General features: G+C 60.0%; 12 protein-coding genes and 1 tRNA gene. 3 read left to right on the top strand and 10 right to left on the bottom strand.

Going from position 1 to position 16,165, the window contains the following annotated elements; all coding sequences use genetic code 11:
- Positions 1-24 precede the first annotated feature (24 nt).
- From AB6802_RS23645 to dapA, 3 genes are all read right to left on the bottom strand, one after another.
- The gene (locus AB6802_RS23645) at positions 25-765 is read right to left on the bottom strand and encodes a GH25 family lysozyme (protein WP_371012601.1); all 741 of its coding nucleotides are present in this window, start codon (positions 763-765) and stop codon (positions 25-27) included.
- A gap of 84 nt (positions 766-849) precedes the next feature.
- On the bottom strand, positions 850-1,329 hold the full coding sequence (smpB, locus tag AB6802_RS23640; protein ID WP_371012600.1) for an SsrA-binding protein SmpB: 480 nt from the start codon (positions 1,327-1,329) through the stop codon (positions 850-852).
- 151 nt (positions 1,330-1,480) lie between these two features.
- Positions 1,481-2,362 carry a 4-hydroxy-tetrahydrodipicolinate synthase gene (gene dapA, locus AB6802_RS23635; protein ID WP_371012599.1) on the bottom strand — a complete coding sequence of 294 codons (882 nt, stop codon included), beginning with the start codon at positions 2,360-2,362 and terminating at the stop codon, positions 1,481-1,483.
- 409 nt (positions 2,363-2,771) lie between these two features.
- On the opposite strand from dapA, the gene AB6802_RS23630 reads away from it, so the two are divergent.
- Both AB6802_RS23630 and AB6802_RS23625 read left to right on the top strand, forming a co-directional pair.
- Positions 2,772-4,811, top strand: a complete 2,040-nt coding sequence (locus tag AB6802_RS23630; protein WP_371012598.1) for a lytic transglycosylase domain-containing protein — start codon at positions 2,772-2,774, stop codon at positions 4,809-4,811.
- A gap of 229 nt (positions 4,812-5,040) precedes the next feature.
- A complete protein-coding gene (locus AB6802_RS23625; RefSeq protein WP_371012597.1) occupies positions 5,041-5,937 on the top strand; it encodes an alpha/beta fold hydrolase in 897 nt (298 codons plus the stop codon).
- Between the two features lie 78 nt (positions 5,938-6,015).
- Here the strand turns inward: AB6802_RS23625 and AB6802_RS23620 are convergent, their stop codons facing one another.
- From AB6802_RS23620 to AB6802_RS23605, 4 genes are all read right to left on the bottom strand, one after another.
- The gene (locus AB6802_RS23620) at positions 6,016-7,089 is read right to left on the bottom strand and encodes a tyrosine-type recombinase/integrase (protein ID WP_371012596.1); all 1,074 of its coding nucleotides are present in this window, start codon (positions 7,087-7,089) and stop codon (positions 6,016-6,018) included.
- A 244-nt stretch (positions 7,090-7,333) separates the two neighbouring features.
- Positions 7,334-8,491 carry a porin gene (locus tag AB6802_RS23615; protein WP_371012595.1) on the bottom strand — a complete coding sequence of 386 codons (1,158 nt, stop codon included), beginning with the start codon at positions 8,489-8,491 and terminating at the stop codon, positions 7,334-7,336.
- A gap of 390 nt (positions 8,492-8,881) precedes the next feature.
- Positions 8,882-8,972, bottom strand: a tRNA-Ser gene (locus tag AB6802_RS23610).
- Complete coding sequence (locus AB6802_RS23605; protein WP_371012594.1) at positions 8,934-9,194, bottom strand: hypothetical protein; 261 nt, start codon at positions 9,192-9,194, stop codon at positions 8,934-8,936. Before AB6802_RS23605 ends, AB6802_RS23610 begins: the two co-directional genes overlap by 39 nt.
- Before the next feature lie 114 nt (positions 9,195-9,308).
- On the opposite strand from AB6802_RS23605, the gene AB6802_RS23600 reads away from it, so the two are divergent.
- Positions 9,309-10,505 (top strand): porin, encoded by a 1,197-nt coding sequence (locus tag AB6802_RS23600; RefSeq protein ID WP_371012593.1) that lies wholly within the window; start codon positions 9,309-9,311, stop codon positions 10,503-10,505.
- 179 nt (positions 10,506-10,684) lie between these two features.
- Here AB6802_RS23600 and AB6802_RS23595 read toward each other — a convergent pair whose 3' ends face one another.
- The 3 genes from AB6802_RS23595 to AB6802_RS23585 all read right to left on the bottom strand — a co-directional run bounded on the left by AB6802_RS23595 (position 10,685) and on the right by AB6802_RS23585 (position 16,063).
- Complete coding sequence (locus tag AB6802_RS23595; RefSeq protein WP_371012592.1) at positions 10,685-12,352, bottom strand: sulfotransferase; 1,668 nt, start codon at positions 12,350-12,352, stop codon at positions 10,685-10,687.
- 178 nt (positions 12,353-12,530) lie between these two features.
- Complete coding sequence (locus AB6802_RS23590) at positions 12,531-14,195, bottom strand: sulfotransferase (RefSeq protein ID WP_371012591.1); 1,665 nt, start codon at positions 14,193-14,195, stop codon at positions 12,531-12,533.
- 209 nt (positions 14,196-14,404) lie between these two features.
- A complete protein-coding gene (locus AB6802_RS23585) occupies positions 14,405-16,063 on the bottom strand; it encodes a sulfotransferase (protein ID WP_371012590.1) in 1,659 nt (552 codons plus the stop codon).
- Positions 16,064-16,165 lie beyond the last annotated feature (102 nt).

Here is a 16,165-nt window from a genome sequence, read left to right as displayed (position 1 = left end):
GGCAAATGAAATCGGCGTGCCCGTTCAGGGAGATGGCGGCGTTTGCGCAGAGGTTGATTCAGGTGCCGCGAACAGCGCGGCCAACTTCTCACGGTTGCCCTTCAGCACGTTGAGGTCGACATCGCCGGTGATGCCGTCGACGCGGCCCCTGTTGTGATACTGCCAATAGATCCAGGCATTCTCGCTGGGCCTCCTTGCCAGCGAGCGTAGCCAGCGCTGGCGCCTGATGATGGTGCTGGAATAGGCGTCGGCCGCCTCATCGGTCAGATAGAAAATCGCCTGTTTGCCGAACGCCGTCTCGACGGGCCCAAGGAAAGCGGCGAGCTCGGTGTTCAACTGTTCCGGCGACGGGCGCTGCGGACAATTGCCGCCGAATTCGATGTCGACCACCGGCGGCAAAAGCGGCTCGCCGCGCGGCACCACCGCGATGAAATTCCTGGCCTGGTCGGCGCCTGGACGGCAGAAGGTGAAGAAATGATAGGCGCCGACCGCCAGCCCGGCGGCGCGCGCTTCGCGCAGATTGGTCGCGAACCGGGTGTCGACATGGGTGCCGCCTTCGGTCGCCTTGATGATGGCGAAGGCCACGTCGTCGGCCGCGACACGCCGCCAGTCGATCACTCTTTGATGATGCGAGACATCGATGCCGCGGATCGGAAACTCCGTTCGATCCGGCGAGAAGCCGCGGAACCAGACGAAGGCGCCAGCCAGAACAGTGCAAGCGACAACCGCGACGGCCAGGCCCCAGAAAACAATCCGCTTCCCCAAGACCATCCCCTGTCGAACGTGGTGTTCGCGCCGAAGCTGAGAATGACCGGTGGCTTTTTTCAGGCGCCGCGACCGGTTGAGATCTTAACCGCGCTCCTTGAGCAGGCGGCCCTTCTCGCGCGACCAGTCGCGCTGCTTCTCGGTCTCGCGCTTGTCGTGCAGCTTCTTGCCGCGGCCGACGGCGAGCAGCAGCTTGGCGCGGCCCTGGTCGTTGAAATAGATTTTCAGCGGCACCAGCGTCATGCCTTCGCGCTCGATGCTCTGCGACAGCTTCGCCATCTCGCGTTTGTTGAGCAAGAGCTTGCGGCGCCGCCTGGGCTCATGGTTGAAGCGGTTGGCCTGCAGATATTCCGGCAGATAGGAATTGATCAGCCAGATCTCGCCGCCCTCCACCGAAGCATAGCTGTCCTGGATATTGGCCTGGCCCTGGCGCAGCGATTTGACCTCGGTCCCGGTCAGCACCAGGCCGGCCTCGATCGTGTCGAGCACCTCATAGGAAAACCGCGCCTTGCGGTTCTCCGCTACGGTCTTGTTGTTGGGATCGGCTTTTCTGACTTGATTCATTTCATCTAGAGTCCGTTTCGAAACTCGCTCCTGCGAGTCATATGATGGTGCCACCGAGAACCGGAGCGGAGCGTACATATAGTACGTGAGCACCGGAAGCGCAGGTGGCGCCTTCAGATGGCCGCAGGAGTAGAGTTTCCAAACGGACTCGCTAGTTAATCAAGCCGGCGTGCTTCATGGCCGCATCGATCTTCTCGGCGGTCGAAGCCTCGACCGTGACCAGCGGCGAGCGCAGCACGTTCTCGATCTTGCCGAGCTTCGAGAGCGCGTATTTGGCGCCGGAGACGCCGGGCTCGAGGAAGATCGCCTTGTGCAGCGGCAACAGACGATCCTGCAGTTCCAGCGCCTTGGCGCTGTCGCCGGAGAGCGTTGCTTCCTGGAATTCGGCGCAGAGCCGCGGCGCGACGTTCGACGTCACCGAGATGGCGCCGACGCCGCCATGGGCGTTGAAGCCGAGCGCGGAGGCATCCTCGCCGGAGAGCTGGATGAAATCCTTGCCGCAAGTCATGCGCTGTTCCGACACGCGTTCGACCTTGCCGGTCGCGTCCTTGACGCCGGCGATGTTCTTGAAGTCGTGGCGCAGCCTGCCCATCGTCTCGGGCGTCATGTCGATCACCGAGCGCGGCGGGATGTTGTAGATGATGATCGGCAGCTTGGTCGCCCGGGCAACGGCGGCGAAATGCTCGTAAAGGCCGCGCTGGGTCGGCTTGTTATAATAGGGCGTGACGACGAGCGCGGCATCCGCGCCGGCCTGCTCGGCGTACTTCACCAGCCCGACCGCTTCCTCGGTGTTGTTGGAGCCGGCGCCAGCCACGACCGGCACCCTGCCCTTGGCCACCTCGATGGTGACCTTCACGACATGGCGGTGCTCTTCATGCGAGAGCGTCGGCGATTCACCGGTGGTGCCGACCGGGACGAGGCCCGTCGTGCCCTCGGCGAGCTGCCATTCGACAAACAAGCGAAAGGCTTTCTCGTCGAAGCGCCCGCTCTTTTCGAACGGTGTCACGAGCGCGGTCAGCGAGCCTCTCAGCATATCGTCCAAACTCCTTGGAATTCGTTGGTTTGATGCATGTCGGGTTGTTTGCGCGCCTTCTAACCGAAAGCGAAGCCGCGCACCATAGTCTCGACACGGTTCGGCGGCAAGGATCGCCATAGAGCCAGTGTCGTGGTTTTCGATGTTCGCCAGACGTCGATATCAGGCTCGGAGCGAACATCGAAAACCAAAACGACACTGGATTTCGACAGTTGGCTGGTGTCCTTCCGATTCTGAAATTCGCGCGGCGCCCGATATCAAGGTCATGCGAATTTCAGAATCGGGACACCAGCGGGTGCAATTCGAACGGCCTCGATAACCTTTTGTTTACTAGCCCTTCACCACCTAAGTTTAGAGTCTGTTTAGGCTTTCAGGCCCGTACCCGCTGACGATGTGCTAGGATAGAACAATGCCGATGAGGCGGCCTCATCTGTTCGCGCTTTTGGGCGCGATCGTCGCGCTGACGCCAACGATGGCGATCGGCGGCAGCGTCGACGTGCGCGTGACGAGTTCTATTCCCTCGCCCGATGCGCCTCAGGCGCCTGGACAGGCGCAGGCTGTTCCGTCCCCTGACATCGCGCAGCTGAAGAGCGGGCTCGACGCGCTTGCCGCCAACAACATCGTCGGCGCGCGCAATGCGCGCGACACGCTGCCCGCCACTTCGCTCGACCGGCACATCCTGGCCTGGGCGGTCGCGCTTTACGGCGGCGACCAGGTGCCGAGCGGCGAGATCGCCGACGCTGCCAAGATGCTGCCGGGGTGGCCAGGCACCATTGCCTTGCGCAAGAACAGCGAGCGCGCGCTTTATCGCGAGAACCCGCCGCCGCAAATGGTGGTGCAGGCCTTTGGCCGCAGCCAGCCGCTGACGCCGGAAGGCGTGATCATCCTTGCCCGCTCGCAAGTGGCGCTCGGCAATATGGCGGCGGCGCGCGCCCTGCTGGTGCCGTTCTGGCGCACCGAGAAGCTCGAGGCCAAGGACGAGACGACAATCATCAAGGAGTTCGGCACGCTGATCCCGGCGGCCGACCATCGCTACCGCATGGAGCGGATGTTTTATGCCGACCGGCCGTCCTCGGCATTGCGCGTAGCGGGCCTTGCCGTCGCGCAGCCGCTGGCCGACGCCTGGGCGGCCGCCGACAAGGGCGACAAAAACGCGGCGAAGCTTTTGAAGGCGGTTCCGCCGGCACAGCGCTCGGCCGGCTATGCCTTCGCCGAAGCCGAATATCTGCGCAAGCAGAAGAAATTCACTGAGGCGGCGGCCATCGTCATGAACGCGCCGACCGACGCCGCTTCGCTCGTCGATCCCGATGCCTGGTGGGTCGAGCGCCGCGTGCTGTCGCGCGAGCTGGTCGACCAGGGCGACATGAAGACCGCCTACAAAATCGTCTCCATGCATGCGGCAGAGAGCCTGATCAACGCCGCCGAGGCCGAGTTCCATGCCGGCTGGTATGCGCTGCGCGGTCTCAACGACCCGGCGACCGCGGCCAGGCATTTTGCCCGCATCACCGAGCTCGCCCAGGGACCGGTGTCGCTGTCGCGCGCCTATTACTGGCTCGGCCGCGCGGCTGAAGTCGGCGGTCCGGGCAACGCCAAGGACTATTTCACCCGCGCCGCCGCCTATGGCACGACCTTCTACGGCCAGCTCGCCGGCGAGCGCGTCGGCTTGCGCACCCTCAACATCGTTTATCCCAAGCCCAGCGCCGCCGATCGCCAGAGTTTTGACGGCCGCGAGGCGGTGAGCGCGATCAAGCGGCTGCAGGAAGCGGGCTATGACCGCTATGCCGAGACGCTCTATCGCGATCTTGCCGGACAGCTGACCAGCCCGGGTGAATTGGCGCTGCTCGCGGTGCTGGCGGAAAAGCAGGACAACCATTTCATGGCGCTGAAGGTTGGCAAGATCGCCGCGCAGCGCGGCATCGATGTCGGCGCGCTGTCGCATCCGCTCGGCGTGATTCCCGATACGGCTAACATTTCCGGCTCCGGCAAGGCGCTGGCCTATGCCATTGCGCGCCAGGAGAGCGAGTTCAATGTCGGCGCGATCTCCAGCGCCGGCGCGCGCGGCCTGCTGCAATTGATGCCCGGCACCGCCAAGCAATTGGCCAGGAAGGCCGGCATGGCTTTCTCGCAGGCCCGGCTGACCACCGATGCCGGCTACAATGCGACGCTGGGCTCCGCCTTCCTCGGCGAACAGCTCGACCGCTTCGGCGGCTCCTACGTGCTGACCTTCGCCGGCTACAATGCCGGACCGAACCGCGCCACGCAGTGGGTGGCGAAATACGGCGATCCGCGCGGCAAGGACATCGACGCCGTCGTCGACTGGATCGAACGGATTCCCTACACGGAAACAAGAAGCTACGTGCAGCGCGTGATGGAGAATTACGAAGTCTACAAGATGCGTATTTCAGGGAAGTACGACATCGTGGGCGATCTGGTGAACGGGCGGAGCTGAGGCGCTTTTTTCCTTCTCCCCTTGTGGGAGAAAGTGTCGCCGCAGGCGACGGATGAGGGGTGCTCCAGGAAACGCCGGCGTCTCACTCCGCTGGAACACCCCTCATCCGTCTCGGCGCTGCGCGCCGATCCACCTTCTCCCACAAGGGGAGAAGGAAAAGGCGCTTCCCATTTGACGATTTCCCCCCTCGCCTGTAGCTGTCGGTCACTCCAGTGAGGAGCGGCAGGCAATGACAGGCGAAGGTTTCTCCGATTTCTTCTACACCGCGCCCGACGGCCTGAAGCTTCATGCCAGAATCTATGGCGAGCAGATCAGCGGCCATTGGCCAGTCGTCTGCCTGCCTGGCCTGACCCGCAACGCCCGCGACTTTCATGAGCTGGCGCTTTGTCTGTCGAGGAAAGCGGAAACGCCGCGCAGGGTCGTCGCCTTCGACTATCGCGGGCGCGGCCAGTCCGACCATGACCCCGACATCGGCCATTATAACATCGGCGTCGAAGCCGGCGATGTGCTTGCCGGGCTGGCAGCACTTGGCATCGAGGCCGCCGCTTTCGTCGGCACATCGCGCGGCGGGCTGATCATCCATGTGCTCGGCGCGCTGAAGCCGGCCGCGCTGAAAGCCATCGTCCTCAACGACATCGGTCCGGTGATTGAGACGCAAGGCTTCGCCAATATCCGCGCCTATCTTGACCGCGCGCCGAAGCCTAAACCCTTCGCCGAGGCGGTGGATGCCCAGCGGCGAACCCATGGCGCGGACTTTCCGGCGCTGGGCGAGGCCGATTGGGCGCGCATGGTCGGCGCGATCTGCCGCGACATCGGTGCCGGGTGGGTGCCGGATTTCGATCCGGCGCTGGTCGATACGCTGGCCGGCATCGATTTCTCAAAAGCGCCGCCGGATCTGTGGCCGCAGTTCGAGGCTCTCGCCGCCGTGCCGCTGCTTGCCATCCGCGGCGCCAACTCGAAACTGTTTTCCGCGACGACGCTTGGCGAGATGCAGAAGCGGCATCCCGCCATGCAAGCAATCATTGTCGAGGGCCAGGGCCATGCGCCCTTCCTGGAGATGGGCGATCTGCCGCAAAGGATCGCGGCCTTCCTCGATCGGGCTGAGAGACAAGTCCAACAAAAGTAAAGCCCGAGACTAGATTAGCCCCGGGCCTATCATGGCAATATAAATTCGCCCTCGTCTTCGAGGAGCCCTCGCCCCGACCTATTCGCCCTTCGAGCGCTTACGGGGCGCTTTCGCAGGTTCCGACCCCCGCTTCTTTTTCGATTCCGGGGCCGGCGACAGCGTGGTCAGCGGCGACGCAAATGCCGAATGCTCGGCGCCATGCGATGAGGGTTCGCTACGTGGCTTCTCGAGAACGACGACGCAACCGTCGAGGTCATTGGTGGCGAGATGCGCGTAACGCATGGTCATCGACAGCGTCTGGTGGCCGAGCCACATCTGCACGCGACGGATGTCGATGCCGCCCTGGACCAGGCGCGACGCACAGGTGTGGCGCAGGATGTGCGGCACCACCTGCTCGTCGGCGCCGAGACCGACTTCGGCCTTGGCGTCGTTCCAGATCGTGCGGAACTGTGCCTGGGTGAGCTTGGTGAACGGGCCTTTTGGCCGGCGTCCTTCGGTGTTTGGCGGCAGCTTGATGACTTCCTTGACGCGTTCGGTCATCGGAATGGTGCGGCTGCGGCCGGATTTGGTGATCCAGAAGGAGACGCGGTGCTCCTGGATGTCGTTCCAGATCAAGCCGAGCGCCTCGCCGAGGCGGCAACCGCTGTCGACCAGGAAGACGGAGAGTCGATACGCATCCTCGCTGCGGCTCCTGATGGCGGCGAACAGCCTTGCTTCTTCGTCCCTTTCGAGGAAACGAATCCGTCCCGCCCGCTCCTTCTGGCGGCGGAACTCGGGCAGGCTGTGGATATCTCCCATCTTGTGAGCCTTGCGGAGCAATTTACTAAGGGCAGCCATCTTGCGGTTGATGGTTGCGTTGCTGTTGCCGCGCTGGCGCAATGTACCGATAAGAGTGTCGAGGGTATTCTGGTCAAAGGTGCTGAAACGCTCTCCCAGAAGGATCTCGTCTATTTCACCGATGAAAGAGCTGACATTGTATTTATGCCGCCCGTCATCCCAGAGTATATCTCGATAAGCTGCGAAAAGCTCCCCGATCCGATACGATCTTACTTCTCTGATCTTGTTGAACGTGTAGTTAAACTTCGAATTCTGAGAAGAAAAGAACGCAAATTGACCGGAGGCCTCGGCCTCTTGAACCGCTTCGTTCGACATTTTTAGCCACACCCCCTGTGGTTATGGGACCAGCCCTAACCCTTTGGAGGTGTCCTTTCAAGAGTTTTCGATCACGCAGTCGTGATTCCATCCACCGAGAGGCGAATCCCACGAACCGTCCTACGGGATCATCAGCTTACCGTTTTACCCCCATCCTTTCGTTTGCGTTGACCAATCGCGAAAACAAAAAACGGCCCGAGCGTGTTGACGCCCGGGCCGGATTTTAACTGTATCGAACCAGCCCTTAGAAGTCGCGCTGGAAGCGGAGGATACCGCCGACGCTGTTCTTCTTGGTAGCGCCGAACCAGATCGAGTCGTGGTCGATGGCGCCCTGGCCAACACGCTGCCAGTCGACTTCGGCCGTGACGGTCAAGCCGGGAACAACGGTGTAGGCGACGTTCGCAGCAAGACCAATGTCCTTCCAGTCGTCATACGAAGCCTGGATGTTGAACGAGGTCTTCTCGTTGAACTTGTAGGTGCCACCGCCCCACACAGCCCAGCTGCCACCCCACTGCTTGTACATGCCGCGGCCGGCAGTAAAGATATTGTTGGTGGTGTCCTCGAGATGGTTGGTCGAACCGTAGCCAACCATAGCGAACAGCGACAGAGCGTCGTTGACGTTCACGTCCAAGCGGGCCTTGCCGGAAACCGACTCGTAGTTGCTGTCATAAGCAACGACGCCGGTGATGGCGCCCCAACCCTGAGTCCACTTCACGCCGCCGACGACATGCGGAACGTAGCTGTCGATCGAGTAGGCGCCGTAGCCTTCTTCGAGCGAGACGACCGCCGAGAAGCCGTTGCCAGCGTCGAAGTAATACTGAACGACGTTGGTGTCGAAGCCGCCGTAAGGAACGATCGTGTCGTTCATCACGTTGCCGGCGTAGCCGATGAACGTGTCGAAAGCCGATTCGTCCTTACCAACGCGGAGACCACCGAGCTGGATCCAGGCGAAGTTCAGCGAGGACGAGCTGCTCGCGCGCCAAGGAGCATCGGTAGCGGTAGAGCCGAAGCTGTCGTGCGGGCCGTTGCCGAAGTTGAAGCGGGTCTCGGTGTAGGTCTTCAACGTGCCGAGCTCGGTTTCCTGGCCAGTCCAGGTCTTGAGCGTGAAGCGAGCGCGCTTCCAGTACGTGTCATGGGGGTCGCCGTCCCTATGGTCCGGCGCGTTGTTCGAGCCGTCGATGACGCCCGAGTCACCCACGCCGATGTCGTAACGGACATAACCGCCGATGCGCAGGCAGGTCTCGGTGCCCGGGATGTAGAAGTAGCCGGCGCCGTAGACGTCGCAAATCTTGACGTATTCGGCCGGTTCCGGCTCGGCGACGGTCACAGCGTCGGCGGCGCGAGCACCGGAAACTGCGACGAGGGCCGCAGCTGAGCCGAGAAGAAGGCTCTTGATGTTCATTTTCTGACCTCCAGTCAAAAGTTAAAAAACGGGTCTGGGTATTTTTTGCTGAAGGACAGCGTTCCCTGCCCCATCCCCACTACCGAAAAAGATGCGCACCGCGCCGCTCCTTCGAAGCTGACATTACCCATGAGCCGGCGGCGTTCAACCACGATCGTGTCGGCGCGAGCCCCATCCGGACGCTATCCCCGAGCGTTGTTGCACAAATGACACGATTTGGCCTCACTCAGAAAGCTCTCGTTAACCATCGAGGCCGGTATCGCCCTTGAATCTGGGCGAATCCGGTGATCGGCCGGCTGAATTGCGGCGGCCTGGCGAGTCGCCCTGTCGGGTTGTTGCCGCAGAATCGCCTTGCGAGGAAAGGCTTGTAGCGACCAGCGCGGGGGAAGATGGCGGAGAGGATGGGATTCGAACCCACGAGAAGCTTTTGACCTCTACTCCCTTAGCAGGGGAGCGCCTTCGACCACTCGGCCACCTCTCCGTCGCGCCGGTGGATAAAGAAAAGCGCGGGCACAATCAACAAGCCGGCGACATAATCGTCAAAAATCGTTTTGGCCGGCAGCTCCGGGTGGCGGTGCGGCATCGGCATCGCATCGGGCCAGACATGGCGAATCGTGACTTGCGCGTCCTTTTCGAGCCCGGCAGAGGCGAGTTCATTGGAGTGCCATTGCAGAGCGGTGACCGGACACACAATCACCGGCATACGCCCTCCGTTGCGCTGCCCTGGAGCAAAAAATAGCGCAATAACAAGGCATTGCCTATGATTTTGGTCGAGAGCCCGCATCGCTCGCGTCCGATTCTGACTGGAGGTCAGAAAATGAACATCAAGAGCCTTCTTCTCGGCTCAGCTGCGGCCCTCGTCGCAGTTTCCGGTGCTCGCGCCGCCGACGCTGTGACCGTCGCCGAGCCGGAACCGGCCGAATACGTCAAGATTTGCGACGTCTACGGCGCCGGCTACTTCTACATCCCGGGCACCGAGACCTGCCTGCGCATCGGCGGCTACATCCGCGAGGACATCGGCGTGGGCGACGCCGGCTCGCTCGATGGCGTGAACCATGTCACCGACCACATGGACGGCGACACCCACTCGAGCTACTGGAAGCAGACCCGCTTCACGCTGAAGACCTGGACCGGCCAGGAAACCGAGCTCGGCACGTTGAAGACCTACACCGAGCTTCGTTTCAACTTCGGCAACAGCTACGGCGACTTCGGCAACAATGGCGGTATTGACGGTTTGGGGAATCCGAACCGCAATGGCGACGGCTGGATTGCGCGCAACAAGAATGACTCGCAAGCTCTGGAATTCGCCTACATCCAGCTCGGTGGCCTGCGTGTCGGTGCTGACGAATCGGCGTTCGATACGTTCGTCGGCTATGCCGGCAATGTCATCAACGACACGATCGTTCCTTACGGCGGTTTCCAGACCAACGTCATCCAGTACTACTTCGACGCGGGCAATGGCATCTCGGCCGTGGCCTCGTTGGAAGAAGGCTCGGGCGAGGTCGGCACGATCGACAGCTACGTTCCGCATGTCGTCGGCGGCTTGAAGTGGACTCAAGGGTGGGGCGCCATCACCGGTGTCGTCGCCTATGACAGCAACTACGAGTCGGTTTCCGGCAAGGTCCGCTTGGACGTGACCGTCAACGACGCGCTGTCGCTGTTCGCCATGGTCGGCTACGGCTCGACCAACCACCTCGAGGACACGACCAACAACGTCAACGCTTTCGGCCGCGGCTTCTACAAGCCATGGGGCGGCAGCTGGGCTGTGTGGGGCGGTGGCACCTACAAGTTCAACGAGAAGACCGCGTTCAACCTGCAGGCCTCGTATGATGACTGGAAGGACATCGGTCTGGCAGCGAACGTCGCTTACACCATCGTTCCCGGCATGACCGTCACGGCTGAAGTCGATTGGCAGCGTGTCGGCCAGGGCTCCATCGACCATGACTCGGTGTTGTTCGGCGCGACCAAGAAGAACAACGTTGGCGGCCTGCTGCGCTTCCAGCGCGACTTCTAACAATTTCGCCTCGGCGAAATCGAAACCCGGCGGGCAACCGCCGGGTTTTTTCATTGCGTTTCAGGTTTCATCGCGTTCAGGCAAGAATCGCGCCTTCGGGCACCAGGCCATTGATCGATCGGACGGATATGTTGTGACCGCGCCCGGCCGCTCGCAGCGGCCTTCGGGCTGATCGCGAGTTAAGATCCGGCGAGATCGCCCAGGGCCTCGATCAGCGGACGAATCGTGCTTCCGTAATTTTTCCAGCGGTTCATCGACGAGGTGTAGATCGGCTGCCGGACCTGCCAACGGCTGAACGTGTTGACCGAACCACCCTTGTCAAAGAACCGCAGGCAGGCGTCGTCCCACGGCAGACCCAGGTGATCGATCAGCCGGCGCGATTGGCCCTCCTGATCGGAGACCATGTCTTCGTAGCGATTTTCCAGAATCTCACCCGGAAAAACGCTCTGCCAGTGACGCATCAACCTGTCATATTCGCGATAATACCGGCCAAGCGACCCGAGGTCGGCATTGTAGGTGTTGTGGTCGTTGAAATTGAGAAAATAGCATGAGATGCAATTGTCGACGGCATCGCGCCGGCAATGAACGATGCGCGCCTTGGGAAACAGCAACCGGATCAGGCCGACGAGTTCGAAATTATGCGGGAGCTTGTCGACGACCCTTAGAGAATTGGGCGAGCGCTGCCTGATGTGGCCGAGATATTCATCGGCCAGGGATCTTGACTGATCGGCCGTCATCTCCAAGATCGACTGCCGCAATTCATCCGGAGACCGTGTCCTGGGGGCGAGCCTGTTCATGATCCGCCGAAGCTTCGTCAATTCGCCGGCCCCGTGGACATCGGGGTGGCTTGCGCAGATCTGCTCGGTCAAGGTGGTGCCCGAACGCGGCATGCCGAGCACAAAGACCGGCACCTCCGAAGCGCTTCCATATCCGGCCCTGGCCGCCAGCATTTCAGGGCTGAACAGCTCGATCATGAAGTCAACGCTGCGACGGTATTCATCGATGCTGAAACGATGCGGCGAAAGCGCCTTTGCTCTTTGCAAATGATCCATCGCTTCTTCATGACGACGAAGATCGTTGAGCACCTTGGCGGCCGCGTAGTGCAACCGCTGTATGCTCTTCTCATCAAGCTCCGGATTATCGATTTCAAGCAGGATAGATCGGAGCTCCGCAGGCTCTTCAGTGAATTTTCGAATGCTGACCAAGCCGTTGTAAGCGGCGCCGATATCCTGGCGATGGCCAACCGCCTGCTTCATGTATTGCGCCGCCTCATCCATGCGGCCGAAACTTACAAGCGCGTTGGCCAACCCCATTCGAACGAGGGGGTATCGATCGTCGATTTTGAGCGCCTTCTTGTAAAAAGGCAGCGCGATATCGGCTCTGCCGAACTCCGTATAAGCCCGGCCCAGCGCGCAAAGCACCTCGGCCCAGTCGGCTTTCAGTTCGCTGGCAAGCTCCAACTGCTCGATAGCATCGGAATGCTCGCCGACCTTCAGATACGTCTCGCCCAACATGAAATGATATTGGGCATTTTGAGGCGCTTCTTTCACCGCTCGCTCGAAGCACCGAATGGCCATCTCGTCGTCCAGGCCGAGCGCGAAGGTTCCCAGCAAATAGAGGGCAAGGGGATGCCGCGGTGAATGGGCCAGCACCCGCTGGCACAACTCCTCCGCTTCCAGCAGACGGCCTGCCCGGTAAAGATCAAGCGCCTGCCTGAGCAAGGCGTCGTCAGCCTGCGTATGCGACAGCGGCGTTGCTTTGGATGGCCCGGTTTTCGACTGGGAGATCCTGGGTCCCGACGGAGCTTTCAGGTGTTTGGACCAGGCGGGCGGCAGTCGGTTATTCATCGACTTTCGCTAGCAAAAACGACGGGTCGAATCCAGCTTGGCGCACCGCGCGGGCCATCACATTGTCGGTGGTATCGAGTGCGATCCCGACTGCCCCAGCCTATGCTTCAGGGAGATCCGCAACGCCCGCCGACAACAACGCCCCACCGTTTCCATGAAGGAAGCGCCAAATCGCGTGCTAGATGTCGGCCAAATCGCCTAACGTATCGATCAGCGGCCGAATCTCGTTTTCGTAGTTTTTCCAACGCTTGACGGATGAATTGTAGATCGGTTGACGGACCTGCCATCGACTGGGCGTGTTGACCGAACCATCCTTGTCGAAAAACCGAAGACAGGCATCGTCCCAAGGCAATCCGAGGTAATCGATAAGCTGGCGCGATTGCACCTCCTGATCGTCCACCAGGGTCTCGTATCTGTTTTCAAAGATACGACCGGGAAAAACCCTATTCCAATGCTGCATCAGGCGGTCGTATTCGCGATAATAGAGACCCAATGTCTGCAAGTCGGTATTGTAACTGTGTCCTTCACCGAATTTCTGCACAAAGCAAGAAACACAATTGTCGATGGCATCACGGCGACAGTGGATAATTCTCGCGTTCGGGAACAGCAGACCGATAAGCCCGATCAGTTCAAAATTGTGCGGCATCTTATCAATGATCCGAAGCGCGGCAGGTGCACGCTCCCTTAAATAGTTCAGATGCTCTTCGGCCAGCGTCGCGGACAGGTCTTTCGTGACCGACGCCACCGCCTGGCCCAAATTTCCGGCCGACTTCCTGAGCTCGATTGCGTTCGCCACCCGCCTCAGCTTCATAAGTTCGCCCGCACCGTAGACATCGGGATGACTGGCGCAGATCTGCTCCGTAAGCGTCGTCCCCGAGCGTGGCATGCCGACCACGAAAACAGGCGCTTCGGAAGCATTTCCGTAGCCGGCCGTGGCGGCAAACATCTCAGGCGTGAACGTCTCGATCAACGAATCGATCCAACGCCGGTATTGATCGATATTGAAGTATCGGCCCGAGGCCTGTTTCGATTTGTTGAAATGGTAGAACGCATCCTTGTAGCGCTTAAGGTCGTTCAGCACCTTACCGGCCGCCAGATGGAGCTTTTCCACGCCGTCGGGATCCAGTCTCGGATTTCGCAACTCGCCAAGGATGGATTTGAGTTCCTCCGGCTCTTCGGTGAATTTCTTTGTCTGCACAAGGTCGTTATAGGCTGTCGGGACCGCGATGCGGCGTACGATTGCCTCATGGAGGTAAGCAGCGGCATCATCCATGCGTCCCACGCTGGTGAGCGCGCGCGCCAATCCGACCCTGACCTTTGGATGGTCCCGGTTGATTTTCAGTGCCTTCTCGTAGAGCGGCAAAGCCATGCCGGGCTTGCCAAATTCGAGGTAGGCATTGCCCAATTCACAAAGCGCTTCGATAAGGTCCGGCTGCAACTCCAAGGCATATTGCATATGCTCGATCGCCGACGAATATTCGGTGACCTTCACATAGGCCGTGCCCAAGCCTAGATGGTAATAGGGATTGTTAGGCTCCTCGCCGACGGCGCGCGCGAAATAGCGCAAGGCCCTCTCGTCGTCGTAGCCTAGATAAATCGTTCCCAAGGTATAAAGCGCCGCGGGGTGGTTTGGCGTCCGCGCAAGAATCTTGAGGCACAGATCCTGCGCTTCGTCGAGCCGCCTGGCCTGCTGAAGGCTGTATGCCTGCTTCAGTAGCGCGTCGTCGTCCGGTGCACGCGGCACGGTGCTTGTTTTCGGCAGCACTCCCGGCGGCAACCGTGGCTTTGACACGGGTCCGGGCTTGAGATGCTTGGACCAGGCTGGCGGCAGACGATTGTTCATGGCGCCTCGCTAGCAAAAAGAGGCGAAGGAATCCAGCACTCGGTTACACCCAGGACGCTTGCACTGCGCAGGGTCGGCGAGCAATAGGATTTTCTTCCACGCGAACTTCGTCGCCGCAATGCTTTCCCGCGCGGATCACGACCGGGCGGGATTTACCGCACAGACAGATTGAACCCGTTGATCTGGGCATTCAAAATCCGGTCCCGGACTTATGCATCCGCCAGATCGCCCAAGGCATCCACCAACGGCTGGAGCCGAGTTCCGTAGTTCTTCCAGCGCTTGAGTGACGATCTATAGATCGGCTGACGGACCTGCCAGCGGCTCAGCGTCCTGACAGCTCCCGTTTTATCGAAAAAGCGAAGGCAGGCATCATCCCAGCCCATGCCAATATGCTCCATCAATCGGCGCGACTGTCCTTCCTGATCGGCAACAAGGTCTTCATAACGATTTTCAAATATACGCCCAGGCAGAACCGTCTCCCAATGCCGCATGAGGCGGTCGTATTCACGGTAGTATTTTCCGAGCACCGAAAGATCGGCGATATACTGATGAGCTTGGTTTAAATTTGAAATAAAACATGAAAAACAATTATCAACCGGGTCACGCGTGCAACGAATAATCCTGGCATTCGGAAAAAGAAGGGCAATCAGCCCGACTCGTTCGAAGTTATGAGGCATCTTGTCGATGATCCGATGCGCCGAGGGTGCATAAATGTGCGAATTCGACAGATATTCCTCAGCCAGCCCTATCGATTGTTGTTTCGTCATCGATACAATAGCCTGGCCGAACGCACGTCCTGGCTGGAGGTTGAGACCGTTGGCGACCGACATTCGCGCCAATTTGGTAAGCTCCCCCGCACCATAAACGTCCGGATGGCTCGAGCAGATCTGCTCTGTGAGCGTCGTGCCCGAGCGCGGCATTCCCAATACAAATACCGGTACTTCGGATTGAGTACCGTATCCGGCCCTAGCTGCAAAGAACTCAGGACTGAAGAGATCAATCAGGAGATCAACCTGGCGACGATAAGATTCGATGTCGAAATTGTACGCCCGATTTTCTGCGGCCTTAAGGAAATGACCGATCGCTTCGTCGTAGCGACCGAGGTCATCCAGAATCTTGCCGGCCGCCATATGAAGTTCGTAGGGCTCATCGGCCGGAGTCGCTGCTTTGCGAAGCTCGTCCAGAATGAACTTCAGTTCGGGCGGCTCGCTGGAAAATTTCCGAACCTCCGCCAAGATTCTGTAGGACGAGGGCACATCGATCCGTAGGGCGATGTTTTCATTCAGACAGGCTGTGGCCTCGTCCATTCGCCCGAGCGCAACGAGAGTGCTTGCGAGGTCCATTCGGGCTGTCTCGTCGTGGGAATCCATTTCGAGCACCGTTTTATAGAGAGGCAGTGCAAGGTCTGCCTTTTCAAATTTAGTATAAGCTTCTGCCAATTTACATATCACCTCAATCAAATCTGGCTTCAGTTCGCGAGCGCGCTCCAAATGCTTTATTGCCAGTGGATAATCCCCAACCTTCAGGCAGGCGTCACCAAGACTTAGCTGATAGTAAGGATTGTTCGGCTCTTGAGCAGCCGCCCGTGCGAAATACTTTATCGCCAGCTCATCATCGAAGCCCAATCCCAGCGTCCCTAGCATGTATAGGGCAAGAGCGTGATTGGGGGAGCGCGCCAGGACACGATGGCAGAGCTCTTGAGCCTCCGACAGCCGTTTGGCTTGCTGATGCTCCAAGGCCTGCCTCAGGACCATGTCATCGGTCAGCCCGAGCGGCCGACTCGCCTTCGGCTGCGAAATCGATTGAGGTTTGGCCTTTTGCGCAGCACCGAGATGCTTGGACCAGGCAGGCGGCAATCGTGAGCTCATGACCCACGGCTAGCAAAATCGGGCTATGGAATCCAGCTTTCGGCGACCTAGCATTGTCTCGAGTCGCTCCTGAAATAGAACCTTGTTCTTATTCGACCGTCA

Origin of the sequence: Mesorhizobium sp. RCC_202 (assembly GCF_041355295.1) — a bacterium.
Classification (GTDB): domain Bacteria; phylum Pseudomonadota; class Alphaproteobacteria; order Rhizobiales; family Rhizobiaceae; genus Mesorhizobium.
This window is presented reverse-complemented; position numbering and strand designations above follow the sequence as displayed.

What these genes read in the sequence shown, in the direction of transcription:
- AB6802_RS23605 (WP_371012594.1), bottom strand. Translation starts at nt 9,194, where the DNA reads ATGCCGGTGATTGTGTGTCCGGTCACCGCTCTGCAATGGCACTCCAAT.
- AB6802_RS23630 (WP_371012598.1), top strand. Translation starts at nt 2,772, where the DNA reads ATGCCGATGAGGCGGCCTCATCTGTTCGCGCTTTTGGGCGCGATCGTC.
- dapA (WP_371012599.1), bottom strand. Translation starts at nt 2,362, where the DNA reads ATGCTGAGAGGCTCGCTGACCGCGCTCGTGACACCGTTCGAAAAGAGC.
- AB6802_RS23595 (WP_371012592.1), bottom strand. Translation starts at nt 12,352, where the DNA reads ATGAATAACCGACTGCCGCCCGCCTGGTCCAAACACCTGAAAGCTCCG.
- smpB (WP_371012600.1), bottom strand. Translation starts at nt 1,329, where the DNA reads ATGAATCAAGTCAGAAAAGCCGATCCCAACAACAAGACCGTAGCGGAG.
- AB6802_RS23615 (WP_371012595.1), bottom strand. Translation starts at nt 8,491, where the DNA reads ATGAACATCAAGAGCCTTCTTCTCGGCTCAGCTGCGGCCCTCGTCGCA.
- AB6802_RS23620 (WP_371012596.1), bottom strand. Translation starts at nt 7,089, where the DNA reads ATGTCGAACGAAGCGGTTCAAGAGGCCGAGGCCTCCGGTCAATTTGCG.
- AB6802_RS23600 (WP_371012593.1), top strand. Translation starts at nt 9,309, where the DNA reads ATGAACATCAAGAGCCTTCTTCTCGGCTCAGCTGCGGCCCTCGTCGCA.
- AB6802_RS23590 (WP_371012591.1), bottom strand. Translation starts at nt 14,195, where the DNA reads ATGAACAATCGTCTGCCGCCAGCCTGGTCCAAGCATCTCAAGCCCGGA.
- AB6802_RS23625 (WP_371012597.1), top strand. Translation starts at nt 5,041, where the DNA reads ATGACAGGCGAAGGTTTCTCCGATTTCTTCTACACCGCGCCCGACGGC.
- AB6802_RS23585 (WP_371012590.1), bottom strand. Translation starts at nt 16,063, where the DNA reads ATGAGCTCACGATTGCCGCCTGCCTGGTCCAAGCATCTCGGTGCTGCG.